The 15,498-nt window shown below is 36.0% G+C and carries 16 protein-coding genes; 12 read left to right on the forward strand and 4 right to left on the reverse strand.

Features of this window, described 5'->3' with window-relative positions:
- Positions 1 to 10 precede the first annotated feature (10 nt).
- On the reverse strand, positions 11 to 361 hold the full coding sequence (locus R2Q84_RS20370) for a hypothetical protein (protein WP_316818444.1): 351 nt from the start codon (positions 359 to 361) through the stop codon (positions 11 to 13).
- A 14-nt stretch (positions 362 to 375) separates the two neighbouring features.
- Complete coding sequence (locus R2Q84_RS20375) at positions 376 to 636, reverse strand: helix-turn-helix domain-containing protein (protein WP_316818445.1); 261 nt, start codon at positions 634 to 636, stop codon at positions 376 to 378.
- Between the two features lie 145 nt (positions 637 to 781).
- Here R2Q84_RS20375 and R2Q84_RS20380 point away from each other — a divergent pair, with 145 nt between their 5' ends.
- Positions 782 to 1,057: a hypothetical protein gene (locus tag R2Q84_RS20380; protein ID WP_316818446.1), complete on the forward strand. Its 276-nt coding sequence runs from the start codon at positions 782 to 784 to the stop codon at positions 1,055 to 1,057.
- Positions 1,058 to 1,207: 150 nt separating this feature from the next.
- Here R2Q84_RS20380 and R2Q84_RS20385 read toward each other — a convergent pair whose 3' ends face one another.
- Positions 1,208 to 1,801, reverse strand: coding sequence for a hypothetical protein (locus tag R2Q84_RS20385; protein WP_316818447.1), 594 nt, complete (start codon positions 1,799 to 1,801; stop codon positions 1,208 to 1,210).
- Positions 1,802 to 1,994: 193 nt separating this feature from the next.
- On the opposite strand from R2Q84_RS20385, the gene R2Q84_RS20390 reads away from it, so the two are divergent.
- Genes R2Q84_RS20390 through R2Q84_RS20405 form a run of 4 tightly spaced genes read left to right on the forward strand, consistent with a single transcriptional unit; the run spans position 1,995 to position 5,482 of the window.
- Positions 1,995 to 3,296 (forward strand): hypothetical protein, encoded by a 1,302-nt coding sequence (locus R2Q84_RS20390; RefSeq protein WP_316818448.1) that lies wholly within the window; start codon positions 1,995 to 1,997, stop codon positions 3,294 to 3,296.
- Between the two features lie 44 nt (positions 3,297 to 3,340).
- Positions 3,341 to 4,711, forward strand: coding sequence for a hypothetical protein (locus R2Q84_RS20395; protein ID WP_316818449.1), 1,371 nt, complete (start codon positions 3,341 to 3,343; stop codon positions 4,709 to 4,711).
- A 1-nt stretch (position 4,712) separates the two neighbouring features.
- Positions 4,713 to 5,099, forward strand: a complete 387-nt coding sequence (locus R2Q84_RS20400; RefSeq protein ID WP_316818450.1) for a hypothetical protein — start codon at positions 4,713 to 4,715, stop codon at positions 5,097 to 5,099.
- Positions 5,100 to 5,101: 2 nt separating this feature from the next.
- Positions 5,102 to 5,482 (forward strand): hypothetical protein, encoded by a 381-nt coding sequence (locus tag R2Q84_RS20405; protein ID WP_316818451.1) that lies wholly within the window; start codon positions 5,102 to 5,104, stop codon positions 5,480 to 5,482.
- A gap of 229 nt (positions 5,483 to 5,711) precedes the next feature.
- Here the strand turns inward: R2Q84_RS20405 and R2Q84_RS20410 are convergent, their stop codons facing one another.
- Positions 5,712 to 6,689 (reverse strand): GlxA family transcriptional regulator, encoded by a 978-nt coding sequence (locus tag R2Q84_RS20410; protein ID WP_316818452.1) that lies wholly within the window; start codon positions 6,687 to 6,689, stop codon positions 5,712 to 5,714.
- A 140-nt stretch (positions 6,690 to 6,829) separates the two neighbouring features.
- On the opposite strand from R2Q84_RS20410, the gene R2Q84_RS20415 reads away from it, so the two are divergent.
- From R2Q84_RS20415 to R2Q84_RS20445, 7 genes are all read left to right on the forward strand, one after another.
- Positions 6,830 to 7,252, forward strand: a complete 423-nt coding sequence (locus R2Q84_RS20415; RefSeq protein WP_316818453.1) for an SRPBCC family protein — start codon at positions 6,830 to 6,832, stop codon at positions 7,250 to 7,252.
- Positions 7,253 to 7,275: 23 nt separating this feature from the next.
- Positions 7,276 to 7,650 carry a DoxX family protein gene (locus R2Q84_RS20420; protein WP_316818454.1) on the forward strand — a complete coding sequence of 125 codons (375 nt, stop codon included), beginning with the start codon at positions 7,276 to 7,278 and terminating at the stop codon, positions 7,648 to 7,650.
- Between the two features lie 4 nt (positions 7,651 to 7,654).
- Complete coding sequence (locus R2Q84_RS20425) at positions 7,655 to 8,029, forward strand: glyoxalase (RefSeq protein WP_316818455.1); 375 nt, start codon at positions 7,655 to 7,657, stop codon at positions 8,027 to 8,029.
- 320 nt (positions 8,030 to 8,349) lie between these two features.
- Positions 8,350 to 11,661: a TonB-dependent receptor gene (locus tag R2Q84_RS20430; RefSeq protein ID WP_316818456.1), complete on the forward strand. Its 3,312-nt coding sequence runs from the start codon at positions 8,350 to 8,352 to the stop codon at positions 11,659 to 11,661.
- A 12-nt stretch (positions 11,662 to 11,673) separates the two neighbouring features.
- Positions 11,674 to 13,428 (forward strand): RagB/SusD family nutrient uptake outer membrane protein, encoded by a 1,755-nt coding sequence (locus R2Q84_RS20435; protein WP_316818457.1) that lies wholly within the window; start codon positions 11,674 to 11,676, stop codon positions 13,426 to 13,428.
- Positions 13,429 to 13,703: 275 nt separating this feature from the next.
- On the forward strand, positions 13,704 to 14,273 hold the full coding sequence (locus tag R2Q84_RS20440) for an RNA polymerase sigma-70 factor (protein WP_316818458.1): 570 nt from the start codon (positions 13,704 to 13,706) through the stop codon (positions 14,271 to 14,273).
- Positions 14,274 to 14,338: 65 nt separating this feature from the next.
- Entirely contained in the window at positions 14,339 to 15,484 is a 1,146-nt protein-coding gene (locus R2Q84_RS20445) for a FecR family protein (RefSeq protein WP_316818459.1), read from the forward strand.
- Positions 15,485 to 15,498 lie beyond the last annotated feature (14 nt).

Here is a 15,498-nt window from a genome sequence, read left to right on the forward strand (position 1 = left end):
TAAGTGCATTTTAACAGTCTGATAGGTGATCATTAATCACATCTAAGTTTTTATGAGTAGGCAAGGGATCAGGCTGCATAATATGCGCTGTCCAGTAAATTAAACTTCCAATTGGATGATAGGAGGGTTCGTATTTGATAAAATCCAATTCCACCAAATCCCGGATACATTTATGATAAGTGGCGAATGCTTTGATTTTTGATGTGCTCATTAGCTTTGATCTGGAAATACGAATGGGGTTAACAAATCCATGATTTTGCCATTGATGATATATAGCCAGAAACAAACAGATGTGGGAGCGTTCAATTGTATTTTCATTGCTGGCCTTAGTAAGAAAGCGTTTTATGATTTCCTGTTTCATAATAGATAAACTCGTCAGTTTAATTGAGACATCATTTTTGAAATATCGTCTGCGTCATAATAAAATATTCCGCCAACTTTGGAGTACTTAATACTGCCATTGATCCGGAAATTTTGTAAGGTGCCGGAAGATATGGAAAGCATTTTTCGGACTTCAACGCTTCTAAGCCATTTCTTGGTTGGCATGGTGTTCTTCCCAATGAGTTCAGTCAGTTCCTGGATCAGTTCTTTTTTTAATTGATTAAGGTCTTCTTTAGTAATTAGTTCAACGTTCATTAAAATTGGTTTTAAGTTTTGTGGTACTAATCTATTTTTAATTAGAAGGTTAAGTGGTGAATTACTTAAAAGAAAATAGCAGCCTGGAGATATAGTTGGCCTCCCTGGTTTTTGTTGTAAATTGTATCATTAAATTTTAAATGTTATGGAAACCATTTTACTTCAATCTATTACCGTTGACGAGTTCATGGATAAAGTTCGTGCAATGATTAAAGAAGAACTTAAGATTGCCTTACAGCAGGATCAACTCTTAACTAAAGAGGGAGCGTTGAAAATAACAGGGGCGAGTAATGCCGTGTTTTTGAAAGCGGTGGAGCAAGGTATTGTAAAACCTCAACTGGTTAAAGGACGTAAAAAGGCAATGTACCTGGAATCAGAGGTTTTAAAAATTGAGGTCAGGAGAAGGCGTATCGTCTCATAATTCGAACATATCATCTTCTTTCAATGGTATAAAATTGGCTTTTTTCTGACTTAGCAATTCCAGTGCTGTATTAGCGTAATTGAAACGCTCACACCATCTTTTACAACGTAGTTTAATTTCGTTATTGATGTATTTTTCATAATGATATTCTTATTTTACCATAGCATGATTGCCGCTATAGATGTCTATGTAATCAGCCAGTTTAAAGTTGAAAAATTCTTCCTGTATATTTTTAAGGTCTTCTTTAACCTGATCAATAGATGGCTTTGGATATTCGGAGGTCATAATATCTCGCAGGTAATCCGGTAGATGGTAATCCTTTTTACCCTTGCTGTTTTTTTTGTTTAGCGCTGCTGCAGCAATTCTTTTCTTAAAATTTTCCTGATCCTCTCTTAATTCTTTATACCTTTTTAGGTTTACATTGCGGGCTTTCAGGGCTTTAGCGAGGTCTTGTATTGCGGCTTTATTGTAATAATATGTATAGCTATGTTTAAAGTAATTCGAAAATTTAAAGTCCTCCCGAATAATTTTACCGGTATTGTGATAGCAGCCCCTAAAATATTTATGAAGCTCATTCTCACTAACCCACTGATCGTTCATTGTGTTTAGTTTTTTAAATTCTTTGGCTGCTTTATCTAATACTGATTTTGATAGTTGTTCTTGTTGAGGCAGGTCAGAGGTACCTGCAAGAGCAGCGATTGCTGCTTTAATTTCTTTAATTTCTTCGAGTATTTGTTTTTGCATGTTGTTGATATTAAAAGGAAGGCTTAATCATTTCATATTCAGCTTGATTTTTAACACCTAAAATACAAAATATGTTGTGCTATAGGGACTCTGAAATTTATTTCAGCCCAGAACTTACTTCTTCTTTGAGGTTGATTTAAGAGCAATTGGCTTTCTTGTATTTTACCCTTAAGTTTGTAAAAACTAACCAGATATGGATTTTTCAAGTTATGATATTAAAAATCTTCAACTGCTTTATACAATTGCAGAAGAAAACGTAAAGGATTTTACTGCTCAAATGGAAAAGGAAGAAGATCTTAAGTCGGAAAAATTCAAAGAGCTGGCAGGATATTTATTAAATTCATCTGCCTGGGCTGAACAGGTATTGGCGGAAATTCAAAAAAGACAGAAGGAAAAGCTTAATTTCTCTGTTGAAGATTTATTTTGTCAAGCTGGCCAGTATGATAAGTTTGTTTCAGTAGAGTTTTATCGGAATAGTGATGCCTTTGGTAAATATGGTGAATCTGTAAACGGAAAGATTATTTACGGGCGTAAACAAAGAAATGACCTGACACAGAGAATTTCAGTTGAGGACCATGAACGAACTGATGGGGTAGTTTTGCTAAACTCAAGCAGTAAAAATCAAGCAGTTAATAAACAGTTGAAAACAGAGGGTTTTTTAGCAAGCGATATAAGTTCTATATTGACTTTTCTAGGTGATCCAAATGAAGTTGTATACCAAAAGCCTGGCATAAAAGAAATACCTAATACGATTGTTATACCTTTTGAATCAGATAGCTTCGATTTGCCTAAAACTCAAAATCTGATTACATCTTGGAAGTTTCGTGATAAAACCAAGATCCTAGATCACGAATTGATAAGATATTATACCAATGAGTTAATTATGGGAGAGGAAGTCCCAGAGGCTATTAAACTGAAATTTCTTTATGAGGACTCGGGACCCGGTTTGAAGGAAGATGTGTTAATTCATTTCTATAGCTATGGGTATGAAAAACAACTGCTTGATCAACAGCAGAAAAACCACCTCAATAAACTTTTTAAGAGCCGAGCCGATAGGAGAGAGGAACTTCTAAAACGTGACTTGAGTATCAGTAATAAAAGATTTGAGAAATTTAAGTTGGACTTTCCTGATGCATATAGGCAAACCCGTGGGGCATTTTTGGCCTTTACTAATGAAACATTATCTGAGCATAAAACCCAACATCCCGTGTATTGGGATGAAGAACGCTTTGTTCATATATATGGTCGTCATTATGTTGATCATTTTATAAATATGTCAACATACAATGGTACCCATTTTCAGTATTCCTTTAAGGACATTAGGAGATTGCTATGTATGGTGTTGGAAAGTTTGCAGGGGGAGATTGAAGCCGCATTATCAAGCGGTAAAAATTATAATAAGTATGGTGATCAAGGGTATTACTTCAATGGTAACTATTACACACTTAAAATTGATGCAAACGGGCGGTTGATGACATTTTTCCCTATGTCTTAAGCGGCTTTTTATTTAAAATTAACGTACAAAACTTAAAATATTTAATGACAGATTTAATAATACGTCCGAGGATAAGTGATTTTTATGGAAAGCATTTTACCCAAGAGGAAGTAGACTTTGCAATCCCTTTCTTGAATGAGGATCTACCATTGTATATAGATCCATTTTTGATGTGGAAATCTCCCTCTCAGCAGGACAGCAGTTTGCACCTAAATTTGGTAAATTCTTTCAACTATTTAGGAAATCAGTTCCTTAAGGGAAATGATGAAATGCTTAAAATATTGATTCATTCCTCAGAATGCAATGAGATTGGGTTAGGTAATTCTAAAACTAGAATCGGGAAGCGAATAGGGGAAAAAACAGCCATAGAAATATTGTCGTTATATAAAGATATTCCGCAAATTTCCTCCGCTGGATTTACCCATTTTGAGGAAATTCAACTATTTGTTGACAATATAGCTCAGGATAGAATAAGTGACATCTCTGCCAATCTTATTAAATCTTTTTTGATTGACTATACCATAGACCAGGCAGAAAGGTACGGTATCCCAATTGAAAAATGTTCTGTTACAGTATTTAACAATAGAACATTTAAACTCGAAGAAGAGCAGGTATTTCTTCCTGTAAATCCTGTCTCTAAATTTCCTGTTTTATTTGTTCCGAAAAGATGGCTTAGGTTCTCAACTTTTATAAATTATGAAGATTACTTCAATGGCTATTATGTAAAAGATATAGATGCCAAAGGCTTAAAATCAGAGCGGGTAAAGATCTTAAATTTTAACCGGAGGAATTATGATCTAGTTGATACCTATATTAAAATCAAAGAAAGACAGCAGGTCGACTGCAAGAATGATCCACTTTTTAAGCAGCTTCCAATATTGTCAGTAAAAAGAAAACTATCTACAATATTAAAGCTTGCAACAGGTAAGACTGATAATGCAGATAAAGAATACGAAAATAATATAGCCCCTTTGATTGCAACAATGCTATATCCACATTTAGATTTTGCAGAAGTTCAGAGCCGGACTGATAGTGGTGTTTTAATTCGTGACCTGATATTCTATAATAATCAATCTCATGTATTTTTCAAAGAGATGTATGAGACCTATAACAGTAAACAGATAGTTTTTGAAATGAAAAACGTAAAAGAGCTGTTGCCAGAACACATCAACCAAGTTTATAGATACCTAAATGATAATTTCGGTAAATTTGCTGTGATCCTTACAAGAAATTCAACTCCAAAGAAGGTTTTAAAGAATATTATAGATCTTTGGTCGAGTAGGAGAGTTTGTATATTGGTATTGACAGATGCGGAATTACAGCAGATGTGTGAGGTCTTTGAAAGCAAGAATAGAGATCCTTATGAAGTGATTAAAATGAAATATTTAGAATTTACAAGACTTTTACCCTCTTAAGATGACACAACAAGAAGTAGACCTGTTTGAAAAATTGCAAGCACAATTAGAAGGCTTGTATATTGAGATTAGTGCACTGTCAAAAAAATCGCAAAATGATGCGCTGAACAAATTTAAGCTAAAATTCGTCAATCAAATACTGACTGAAGCGAATATCCTGCTGGAAGAAGAATACATGCCTTTTGCTGATTTTTCGACTTTTGATGAAAACGATATGCCGACCAATAGTGATGTGGCAATGATGCTTACACAGTATTTAAATTGTTTTGAAAAATTAAGAGTAGATAACATTGTTAAGGCAATGAAATTTCCCCAGTATTGGTATTGGGTAATTGATAAAGAAATTTCAGATTCCAGAACTCATGCACCTAAAAATCTAGCTAAATAATCATGGCAAAGAAAAATAAGACGAATTCAGCTCCAAGCCAAGAAGACATAGAGCAGTATCAAATGTTGTTTCCTATGATTATCGCTGATCTAACAGAGGTGAAAAATCTTTCCAATAAAAAGCCAGATGGACTTCTGAACAAGCTTAAAGTAAGTATGATCAATAAAAAGCTTGAAAAAATTAAGCAAATCTTGTCGACTGAACCGACTGTAGAATTTCTTGACATATTAGATGCTGATTCACTACCTTCGAATAGTGATGCTGTGTTTATAATTCTTCAGTTCAAAACTGCAATGGAACAGTTTAAAGACAAGCATTATACAAGAGATGATGATGGGTATGAGTACGATGTAGACCAAGATTGGTCATGGAAAACTAGATGATTGCCAGTTTAGAAGGGATCCTTCGATAAGTACAGATTTCGATAGTAAGGTGATCATAATATGTTAGATGTTAAATAGTTCGATACAGTCTCTTTATGGTCTTAAAAATCGGTTGGGAAATCATAAAGACGAGCGATTTTTTTCATGTCCTCTTTAAAAACCATCGTTAGTGATATATTTTGGAGTACAACCTGACTTAAAATGTTAAGTCAGGTTTTTTTATGCCAAATCACACTTCATATGCCACCTTTGCAAACTTATTTCTATACTCAATTGGGGTAAGCCCCGTAATCTTTTTAAATGTATCTCTAAATGCTTTGGTGTCCGTATAGCCTACATCAAACATTATTTCTGAGATATTCTTTCTGGATGCTTCAAAGAATTTTTTGGCAGCTTCTATTCTTACTCTTTGTATATACTCTATCGAAGTATTGTTGGTTGCCTCTTTAAATCTTCGTTCAAATGTTCTGCGACCCGTATTAATTAAATTTGCTAAGGTTTCTATCGTTATTTTATCCTCATAGTGCTTTTCAATATGATCCTGTACTTTTTTAATTTCGACATCACCATGGTTTCTCTGGCCTTTGAATATAGCAAATTGGGATTGGCTATCTCTCCCGATATCTAAAGCAAAGTATTTCGAAATCATCACGGCTGTTTCTCTATCAGCATACTTTTCAATCAGGTATAATATTAAATTCCATAAACTACTGGCCCCACCACTGCTATAAATATTATCGTGTTCTGTTATGATCGCTCCATCTTCTACTTCCACCTCTGGATATCTTTCTCTAAAATCACTAATATGGGCCCAATGTGTAGAGCATTTTTTGCCATTGAGGAGACCAGTTTCAGCTAAAAGAAAGGCACCGATGCATAAGCTGGCAAGACTTGAACCGTTTTCATAAAGTTTTTTAAAATAAGGTATTGCTTCTGCATTAGCCTGTATTCCCTTGGTGGTATCGCCAAAGGTAGGTGGTATAATCAGTAAATCTGTTTCAGTAACATCTTTGAGTAATCTGTCGGTTTTAATCGTGTATTCTCCATTATTGGCTGGCACGTACTCGTTTAAACCTACATATTCTACTTTAAAAATTGGTTTTTTACCAAATGTGGTTAAAAAATCATTGGCAGTATGAAAGCTTCTAAAAGGGGGAGTGATTGCTTCAATTACCCCATACTCAGGTACAAAGACTGAAATTCGCATATCAATTTTAAGATTAGACTACTAAGCTACGAAAATAGTTTTGTCATAATTTACCCCTAAAGTTGTCATTTTTATAATAGACCAGATTTTATATCTTAATGTAACTTTGAATTATAGAATTTAACAAACGAAAAATCACAATGGCACAAGTAACAAAAATTACGGTAGAAGCAGTAACCAATGTTCCCGTAGCAAGAGTTTGGGAGGCGTGGAATACGCCAGGCGAAATTATGCAATGGAATGCTGCCGACCCAAGTTGGCATAGTCCAAGTAGTGAAAATGATCTGACAGTAGGTGGTAAGTTTAAGCACAGAATGGAAGCCAGAGACGGTAGCTTCGGTTTTGATTTTGAGGGTGTTTATGATAAAGTGGAATTACATAAAGAAATTACGTACACCATGGGAGATGGAAGGCAGGCCACTACTTTGTTCGCTGAAAAAAATGGTAAAACCACTATAACAACCACATTTGATGCGGAAACAGAGAATGATCCTGAATTTCAGAAACAAGGATGGCAAGCTATTCTGAACAACTTTGTGAAATATATTGAATCAACTAATTAATCAACTCTACTTATTTTAATATCATGAAGAAGAATAAAGTAATCTTTTGGGTGGCAACTGTGATCATACTACTGTGGGAGGGTGTAATGCCACTTGCTACTATGCTGTTCGCACCAGAGTATGTAAATGCTGGTACAAAACCTTTAGGCTACCCAGATTATTTTGCGTACGTACTTATCATATGTAAAGTACTCGGTACTTTTACTATTGCTTATCCTAAAATGCCAGTTAAACTAAAGGAATGGGCTTATGCAGGACTCACATTTAGTTTAATCTTTGCATTCATCAGTCATGCTTGTGTAGATAAGAACATTGCATACATGTTAATGCCGCTGGCGGTATTGGGTATCCTGGCTGTTTCTTATCTGTATAACAATAAAATACAGCATAACGGTTAAAATAATGACTGCGATCTTTATAACATTTTCTGGAAATTGTAAAAAGGCACTTAGCTTTTACCAAAGCTGTTTTGGTGGGCTATTGCAATTTGAAACTTTTGAAAAAGAAATAGAGGGGTATGCTGAAATGCCTGTTGTTAGTGGATCGCTAGTTTCAGACAGTATAATTATTCACGGTTCGGACCTGGTACATAACGAAGGACGAAAGCTCGGGAATTATATATCTATTTTTTTGTACTGTAAAAATTTCTATCATAGAAAAGAGCTTATTGAAAAGCTGGAGTCTAATAAAAAAAATGTTTTTGTAAATAACTATGATGACCAAAAACTAATTGAAGTAACTGATGCTTTTGATGTGAGGTGGATGCTAGGTATTTAGTTGTAAGTAAGAAATTTGTAGTTTATTCGACCGTCTTTATTTTTAAAGGCGGTTTTTTTGTTTTTGGGTTTTGGCGCTCTCTTTTTCTCCCCGGCTTCTTGGTTATTCTACAATAAAAAATTTTTTGATTTTTTTTTGAAGCATTTGGTTCGTCTAAGGTACTTGTTAATAATTGATCACCTACAGAGGGTGGATTGTAGTCAATAAACAATTATTAATCACCAATAAACAATTAAAACAAGAAACAGACAGCGCACCAGAAAAAACTCCAACTAAACAAACAACCAATCAACAGACCAAGAAATAAATAAACCAAATGTATGAAACTTAAAAATTTACTTTTTAGTAGGGCATCTATTTCTATGCTTGCATTATTGAGTGGAAGTTTTGCTTCAGAAGCAACCGAACTACTCCGCCCGGTATTTGTAAAATCAAGAGCAAATGACAACGAAAAAAATGTTGACCCTAAAACAGTGCATCTCAATGAAACATTGGATCTACTGTTAACACACACACACAGTACTGCTTTTGCAATTATTAAAGGGAAAGTGGTCGATAATAAAGGGATTGGGTTACCTGGAATTAGTATTAAGGTTGATCGCACGGGTGCTTCTGCACAAACAGACCAAAATGGCAATTTTCAAATCGAGGCAAATTCCGGGGATATAATCTCCTTTAGTGCTATTGGTTACACTTCCAAAAAGCTTACTGTTTCAAATGAGAAAACAGTATTGACGATTACACTAGAAGAAGATGATAAAGATCTAGAGGAAATAGTTGTAGTAGGTTATGGTACACAAAAGAAGGTAAATCTAACCGGAGCCATTAGCACAATTAAAACAACTGATATCACTAGTATTCCAGTTAGTAATTTATCAAATGCATTGGCAGGGCGTTTACCTGGGGCTACAATTGTAGGTTCATCGGGTTTAGCAGGGGCTGCCTCAAGTATTCGTGTGCGGGGTAGTTCTGTTGAACCACTTTATGTGATTAATGGGATCATCAAAACGAAAGCGGATTTTGATGCGTTAAATGCGAATGAGGTAGAAAGTATTAGTATTTTAAAAGATGCTGCAACGGCATCTATTTACGGTTCTAAAGGAGGGGATGGAGTTGTTTTGGTTACCACTAAAAAGGGTATTGTGCAAAAGCCGACTTTTGATTATTCAAACTCTTTTTCATTTTCGAAAACAACACAACCACAGCAAGATTTTACCGCCACCGAAGAATTAAGGTACAACAATAATGTGGCAAGAGGAAAGGGAGTCCCTGAACCCATTGGTCAGGAACTTTTCGATTATTTTAAAGATAAAAGTTATAGCATTAACGATTACATTTGGCGGAATCCAAGTGTTCAGGAACATAATATAGGGCTAAGAGGAGGATCTGAAATCATTCAATACAATATGAACTTAGCCTATCATGACGAAAATGGTTCATATAATAATTTAGATTTTAATCGATATAATTTTCGTGGTGACATTACAGCTAAGGTATCAGAAAGAATAAAAATTAACTTAAACCTTAGTGGTAACCAACGTAATTTCAATAGATGGTATTGGCCTTATGATGATCCTGCAAGTAATACCGTTGGAGATTTTTATCGCGCCACTTTTAACTGGACCCGTTTGTATCCGTTTTATGTAGATGCTGTTGGAAATCCATCAACCAATACCAGTGATTTACCAGTTATTGCGGGTTCATGGAGTCCTGTTTGGGCCGTAAACAACAGTCCGGCTTATATTCATAATAAGCTACGTACGCTTGATGGAATTTTGAAATTTGATTTGGATTTAGGTGAATATGTGCCGGGCTTATCCACAGCACTCCAGGCTCAATATAATGCCAATGACAATAACATGAAATCATTTGTTGTTTTTAATGAGGTTTATAAATTTCAATCGAACCCCAATAGCCCAAATAATAAATACGTTCCGGGGCCAATCAATCCCACACAAATTAATATTCACACGATGAGTAATAATTATCCAAATATTCGGGAAGGATTTGGATTGGGCGATGGTTATACTTTAAATTGGTTTTTAAACTATAATAAAACTATAGGTAAACATGCCATAAATGCTATGGCTGTTTATGAGCAAGCGAGAACAAATTTTAAAAGTTTGAATGGGATGCGCCAAAAGCTCCTTATCAATGATATTGATCAACTTTTTAACGCATCGGATGATGCGGTTAATAGCACCTTTTCAGGTCGGGAAAGTATAGAAACACGCTCCTCGGTTATTGGACGGGTAAATTACAGTTATGCGGACAAATACATAGCAGAATTTTCATTCCGTGAAGATGGTAATTATAGGTTCGCACCGGGCATTCGATGGGGCTTTTTCCCTTCCGGCTCAGCTGCCTGGCGTTTAGGTCAGGAAGATTTTATGAAGGATATAAAATGGTTATCTGAATTAAAACTGCGTGGATCCTTTGGTACCTCGGGTAATGACTTAGCTGGTATTTCATCAGATGCGATTGCTCCATTTCAATGGGCCCAATATTTTAATAAAGCCAGCGGTACTGTTTTTGGATCAAGTCTGGCTGATGGTCTTGCCCCAGGTACTTTACCTAATCCAAATGTAACCTGGGCTACCTCAAAAATGCTGAACATAGGTTTAGATTTCGGCCTTTTTAATAATAGGTTAACCGGTTCTGTAGAGTATTTTACTAAAGAAACTTCAGATATTTTAATTGCAAGATTAGCTTCTACGCCTAATACTTTAGGTGCAGCTTTGCCTGCTGTAAATTACGCCGAAAGATCCTGGAAAGGTTTTGAATTTTCTGCCGGCTGGAGCGATACCAAAGGAGAAATAGATTATTCAGTTTTTGCGAATATGGGCTATTCGAAAGATCAGTGGGATGTTTTTGATCAACCTGCTGCTTATACCGATGGTACTTATTTAAACAACTGGAGGAGTGTGATTGGCCAACCTAACAATAGAATATCTGGCCTGGAATCATTAGGCATAATTCGCACTCAGGCACAATTAGATGCACTACCATCTACCTATACACAATATGGTCTTAAACCAAAATTGGGTTATATTTTATACAAAGATATCAGAGGCGCAAATTTCTCAGAAGGGCCTGATGGTAAAGTGGACGATAATGATGTGACTTTCTTATCTGATAATGCAATTCCACGTATAAATTTCGGCTTTGGTTTTCGTGTAGCCTGGAAAGGGATTTCATTGTCTACACTGTTTCAAGGTGTAGCTGCCTATGACAAAATAGTGAGTACAGGTAATACTTCATCTGGAGGTGTATTCCAGACAGGCGACAGGCCATATTTTGAAATATGGTCTAAAGATTACTGGACTCCTGAAACACCTAATGCGAAATATCCAATGGCCTCTGATTTATTTGGTGATCAGAATGTTGGAGGCGGACCTTCGACTTTTTGGATCCGTAATGGGGGGTATATTCGTTTGAAGAACATTGATTTGGGTTATGAATTACCTGCTAAATGGGTTAAACATATTGGTTTGCAAAAAGTACGGTTATTTGCTAACGGCACGAACCTTTTTGTCATTTCAGACTTTAAAGAGCACGATCCCGAACAAGAGCGTTTGGATTCTTATCCTTTAATGAAAACATATACAGCAGGTTTAAATGTTACATTTTAATCTATAAAAATTATGAAAAGTTTTAAATTCAATTTATATACATTGCTATGTACATTTATTATAGCAATAGTTTTTAGTAGTTGTAATAAAATTCTGGATGAGGCAGAAAATTTAGGTCAGTATCCAGCAGATGGTGTTTTTAACAATGCTGCACAATCAAATGCCTATTTAGCTAATTTGTATGGGACTTCGCTACCTGGAGGCTGGCCTCTAAACGATGGTAATTCTGCGGATGAAAGTGGTGGCATTACCGGAGCAAATGCCATTACACCAAATAGTTCAAGATTTTTTTGGCCTTATGTACAGATTAGAAAGCTAAATATATTTATAAATTCAATTCCTGCAGGTACCTTACCTGATGCGACTAAAACCAATTTAGTAGCGCAAGCCAAATTTTTGCGTGCATTTTTATATTTTAAAACCGTAGTTTTTCATGGTGGGGTACCAATTATTAAAGAGGCGCAGGGTTTAGATGATGATTTAAAGGTATCTAGAAATTCAACTGCTGAATGTTTTACTTTTATCGAAGGGGACTTGAATGATGCGGAAGCGGGTTTACCTCCAAAATACAGTGGAAATGACAGGGGACGAATAGATCAGGCAACGGTAAAGGCGTTTAGAGGAAGGGTTTTGTTATACAAAGCATCTCCGCAATTTAATCCCGGCAACCAGTACGATAATCAATATTGGGCCGCTGCCTATCAGGCGAATACTGCTGCAAAAACTTTTTTAGATGCAAACGGCTATGGCTTATTGGATAGTTACAGCGATGTTTTTACAGTAAAAGGTAATAAAGAATGTATTCTGTCGGTAATTGGCCTTAATCCCGGTAGAACAAATTTACGGGCTGATGATGCTGTTCGTCCGCTTTCAGAATCGAAAAATGCGACAGGAGGTGATCAACCCATTTGGGCCCTTGTGCAAGCCTATCCGATGTTAGACGGTAAAAAAATAACCGATCCTACTTCTGCATACACCTATAATGAACAACGTTTCTGGTTAAATAGAGATCCACGTTTTGCCCAAACCATAGTTTATAATGGAGCTCCTTTTGCGCTAAGTGGTAAAGCAGGACGCCGTCAATACACTATGAAGAATATAGCATCTTCACTTGATGCTTTTGGCTTTGCAATTCAAGGTGAGAATCATTATAGGACAGGTTTTTTTACTACTAAAGGTTTGAATTTAGCTTTACCAGCACCACCTACAACCAGTGATTATGATTGGAATGAAATGAGGTACGCGGAAGTCTTGTTTAACCTGGCTGAAAGTGCAAATGAAACCGGACATGGTAATGAATCATTAGCCATTTTAATTGCTATAAGAAAACGTGCCGGTATTTTACCTGGGGCGGATAATATGTACGGATTAAAAATAGGAATGAATCGTACGGAGATGCGGACTGCTATTTTAGATGAAAAGTATATAGAATTTGCTTTTGAAGGCAAACGCTACTGGGATTTACGCCGTCATCGCTTATTTGCGACCAAATTAAATGGTATACACAAATATGGTATGATGGCCACTACGGTCAACGGACGTACTGCTGATCAGCTAATTCCAACGGATAATAGTAGCGCAGCTGCCTATTCACTATTGCCTGAGAATTTTGGGTATACCGTTACGGAATTGATCACTTCGGGACCTACGGCAATGGTAGTGCCTGATACTTATTACTTCTTTCCCATTCCGTTGGATTACATTAATCAAAATCCGAATCTAAAGCAGAATACTGCCTGGGGTGGTACATTCAATCCTGAATTATAAAGAAGTATATCATTTTATTTAGTTGTAAGAAGCTGTCTCCTAACTTTTAGAGACAGCTTCTTTTTTTATATTTCAGGGGGCTGCCAGTTTGTAATTTACGATAAGGTATTGAGAAGAATTATCGTTATCTTTCGAATACCTGACAAATTAGTTTAATGTTTTGATGAAAATTCTTAATAAATGTTTTTTTGTAATTTATAATTTCGTTTATAAGCGATATTGTGTTAGTGGAATTGTAAGGGTAAAGTTGTTAGTCAAATCGAGGGATAATTATTATGAAGGCATATCCTGATTTTACTGATTCGGAGTTGCTCGCATTGATTTGTGAGGGTAACGAGAATGCATTTGCAGAAATATATAACCGGTATTGGAAACAGGTGCTTTATTATGCTACTCAAAAAACGGGTGATATGATAGTTGCAGAAGATATTGTACAGGATGTATTTGTGTCTCTATGGAAAAGAAGAGCGGAGCTGGATATTAAGTCGGAGTTTAAACATTACTTAATTGTATCTATAAAATACAGGGTATTGAAGTTTTTAAACAGAGAAAGAATTAAAAGATTAGCTGAAGAAAACAATGGCTTGGCTTATGATCTGTTGGATGATTCTACTCAACAGTATCTTGATTTTGACGAACTTCGTTCTGCCCTCGAGGAAATGATTAACAAGCTCCCAGAAAAAAGTGCCCTGATTTATCGTAAAAATAAGGAAGAGGGACAAAGTTACAAGGAGATTGCTTATGAAATGGGGATGTCAGAAAAGGCAGTTAATTCTAATCTGGTCCGGACAAAAAAAATACTTCGTGCCGGATTGCACACCATCCTTTTTAGTTTTCTGCTTTAAAATGTATATATTTTGCATCATTTGGCTGAGACAGGGTACTTATCAATGTATATTTAGGTAGAAAGATGAAAAAAACGACGGATAAGATCAGGCTCGAGGAGCTTGCCCTTAAGTATCTTCAGGGTAATCTTACCAAGAAAGAAAAGAATGAGTTTGACCACTGGTTTAATCAAATTACTGAGGAACCCTTAGAAGTCTCGACTTCGCATGCAAGTAACGAAGAGGCACATGGACAAGCTATTTTTAACAGGATAAAAGAAGACATAGGTACGAAGCGGTCAGGAACATTTAGCTTATGGAAAGGTATTGCTGCTGCAGTCTTTTTTATTTTTGCTGTAGGTGCTGGATTACTGTATTTTAAAGGTGATAGGGGGGCAGCTGAGCAGGTTACAAAAGTAAATAGAAATGATATTGGGCCAGGGAACAGTAAGGCTACTTTAACGCTAACCAATGGAAAAAGAATTTTACTTTCTTCGACAGTTAGTGGAGAATTATTGAAAGCAGTAGGAGCGGAAGTACAGAAAAATTCAAAGGGGGAATTGATTTATAAACAAATAGGAAGTAAGAACTCTGCAGCGTTGGAATATTACACGCTAAGCACTACGAGAGGAGAACAATATCAGGTTATTTTACCTGACGATTCTCATGTGTGGCTAAATTCTGCATCTTCGATTAAATTTCCGGTTAATTTTTCTCCATCAAAAGAACGCAGAGTTTTCATATCGGGAGAAGCCTATTTTGAAGTTGCTAAAGATAAAAAGAAGCCCTTCAGAGTGGTGTCAGATGGTCAGGTTGTTTCTGTGTATGGAACTCATTTTAATGTCAACAGTTATAAAGATGAAGGCGGAACACGAACTACCCTCCTTGAAGGAAGTGTAGATGTAAATGGTACTTTGTTAAAGCCCAAACAACAGGCAATAAATGAAAATGGGGTTATAAAAGTGATACCGGCTGATCTGGAATACATCATAGCATGGAAGAACGGAGACTTCAGGTTTAAAACCGAAACCCTTGAAAGCATTATGCGGAAGGTGTCAAGATGGTATAATGTAGATGTAGAATTCCAGTCTCCATTGCTTAAAAACATTGAATTTGGGGGAGTTATGACAAAATATACAAGTGTTTCTAAGGTGTTGAAAATGCTCGAACTTACGGGTGAAGCATCGTTTGAACTTAAGGGAAGAACCATCCTTGTTAAGGATAGAAAATGAATAAAATAGAGGTT

The organism is Pedobacter nyackensis (assembly GCF_032678475.1).
Lineage (GTDB): Bacteria > Bacteroidota > Bacteroidia > Sphingobacteriales > Sphingobacteriaceae > Pedobacter > Pedobacter nyackensis_A.

Excerpts from the sequence above, each read along its gene's own strand:
- R2Q84_RS20385 (WP_316818447.1), bottom strand. The coding sequence starts at position 1,801 with ATGCAAAAACAAATACTCGAAGAAATTAAAGAAATTAAAGCAGCAATC.
- R2Q84_RS20425 (WP_316818455.1), top strand. The coding sequence starts at position 7,655 with ATGACTGCGATCTTTATAACATTTTCTGGAAATTGTAAAAAGGCACTT.
- R2Q84_RS20430 (WP_316818456.1), top strand. The coding sequence starts at position 8,350 with ATGAAACTTAAAAATTTACTTTTTAGTAGGGCATCTATTTCTATGCTT.
- R2Q84_RS20395 (WP_316818449.1), top strand. The coding sequence starts at position 3,341 with ATGACAGATTTAATAATACGTCCGAGGATAAGTGATTTTTATGGAAAG.
- R2Q84_RS20420 (WP_316818454.1), top strand. The coding sequence starts at position 7,276 with ATGAAGAAGAATAAAGTAATCTTTTGGGTGGCAACTGTGATCATACTA.
- R2Q84_RS20435 (WP_316818457.1), top strand. The coding sequence starts at position 11,674 with ATGAAAAGTTTTAAATTCAATTTATATACATTGCTATGTACATTTATT.
- R2Q84_RS20440 (WP_316818458.1), top strand. The coding sequence starts at position 13,704 with ATGAAGGCATATCCTGATTTTACTGATTCGGAGTTGCTCGCATTGATT.
- R2Q84_RS20375 (WP_316818445.1), bottom strand. The coding sequence starts at position 636 with ATGAACGTTGAACTAATTACTAAAGAAGACCTTAATCAATTAAAAAAA.
- R2Q84_RS20405 (WP_316818451.1), top strand. The coding sequence starts at position 5,102 with ATGGCAAAGAAAAATAAGACGAATTCAGCTCCAAGCCAAGAAGACATA.
- R2Q84_RS20400 (WP_316818450.1), top strand. The coding sequence starts at position 4,713 with ATGACACAACAAGAAGTAGACCTGTTTGAAAAATTGCAAGCACAATTA.
- R2Q84_RS20380 (WP_316818446.1), top strand. The coding sequence starts at position 782 with ATGGAAACCATTTTACTTCAATCTATTACCGTTGACGAGTTCATGGAT.
- R2Q84_RS20415 (WP_316818453.1), top strand. The coding sequence starts at position 6,830 with ATGGCACAAGTAACAAAAATTACGGTAGAAGCAGTAACCAATGTTCCC.
- R2Q84_RS20370 (WP_316818444.1), bottom strand. The coding sequence starts at position 361 with ATGAAACAGGAAATCATAAAACGCTTTCTTACTAAGGCCAGCAATGAA.
- R2Q84_RS20410 (WP_316818452.1), bottom strand. The coding sequence starts at position 6,689 with ATGCGAATTTCAGTCTTTGTACCTGAGTATGGGGTAATTGAAGCAATC.
- R2Q84_RS20390 (WP_316818448.1), top strand. The coding sequence starts at position 1,995 with ATGGATTTTTCAAGTTATGATATTAAAAATCTTCAACTGCTTTATACA.
- R2Q84_RS20445 (WP_316818459.1), top strand. The coding sequence starts at position 14,339 with ATGAAAAAAACGACGGATAAGATCAGGCTCGAGGAGCTTGCCCTTAAG.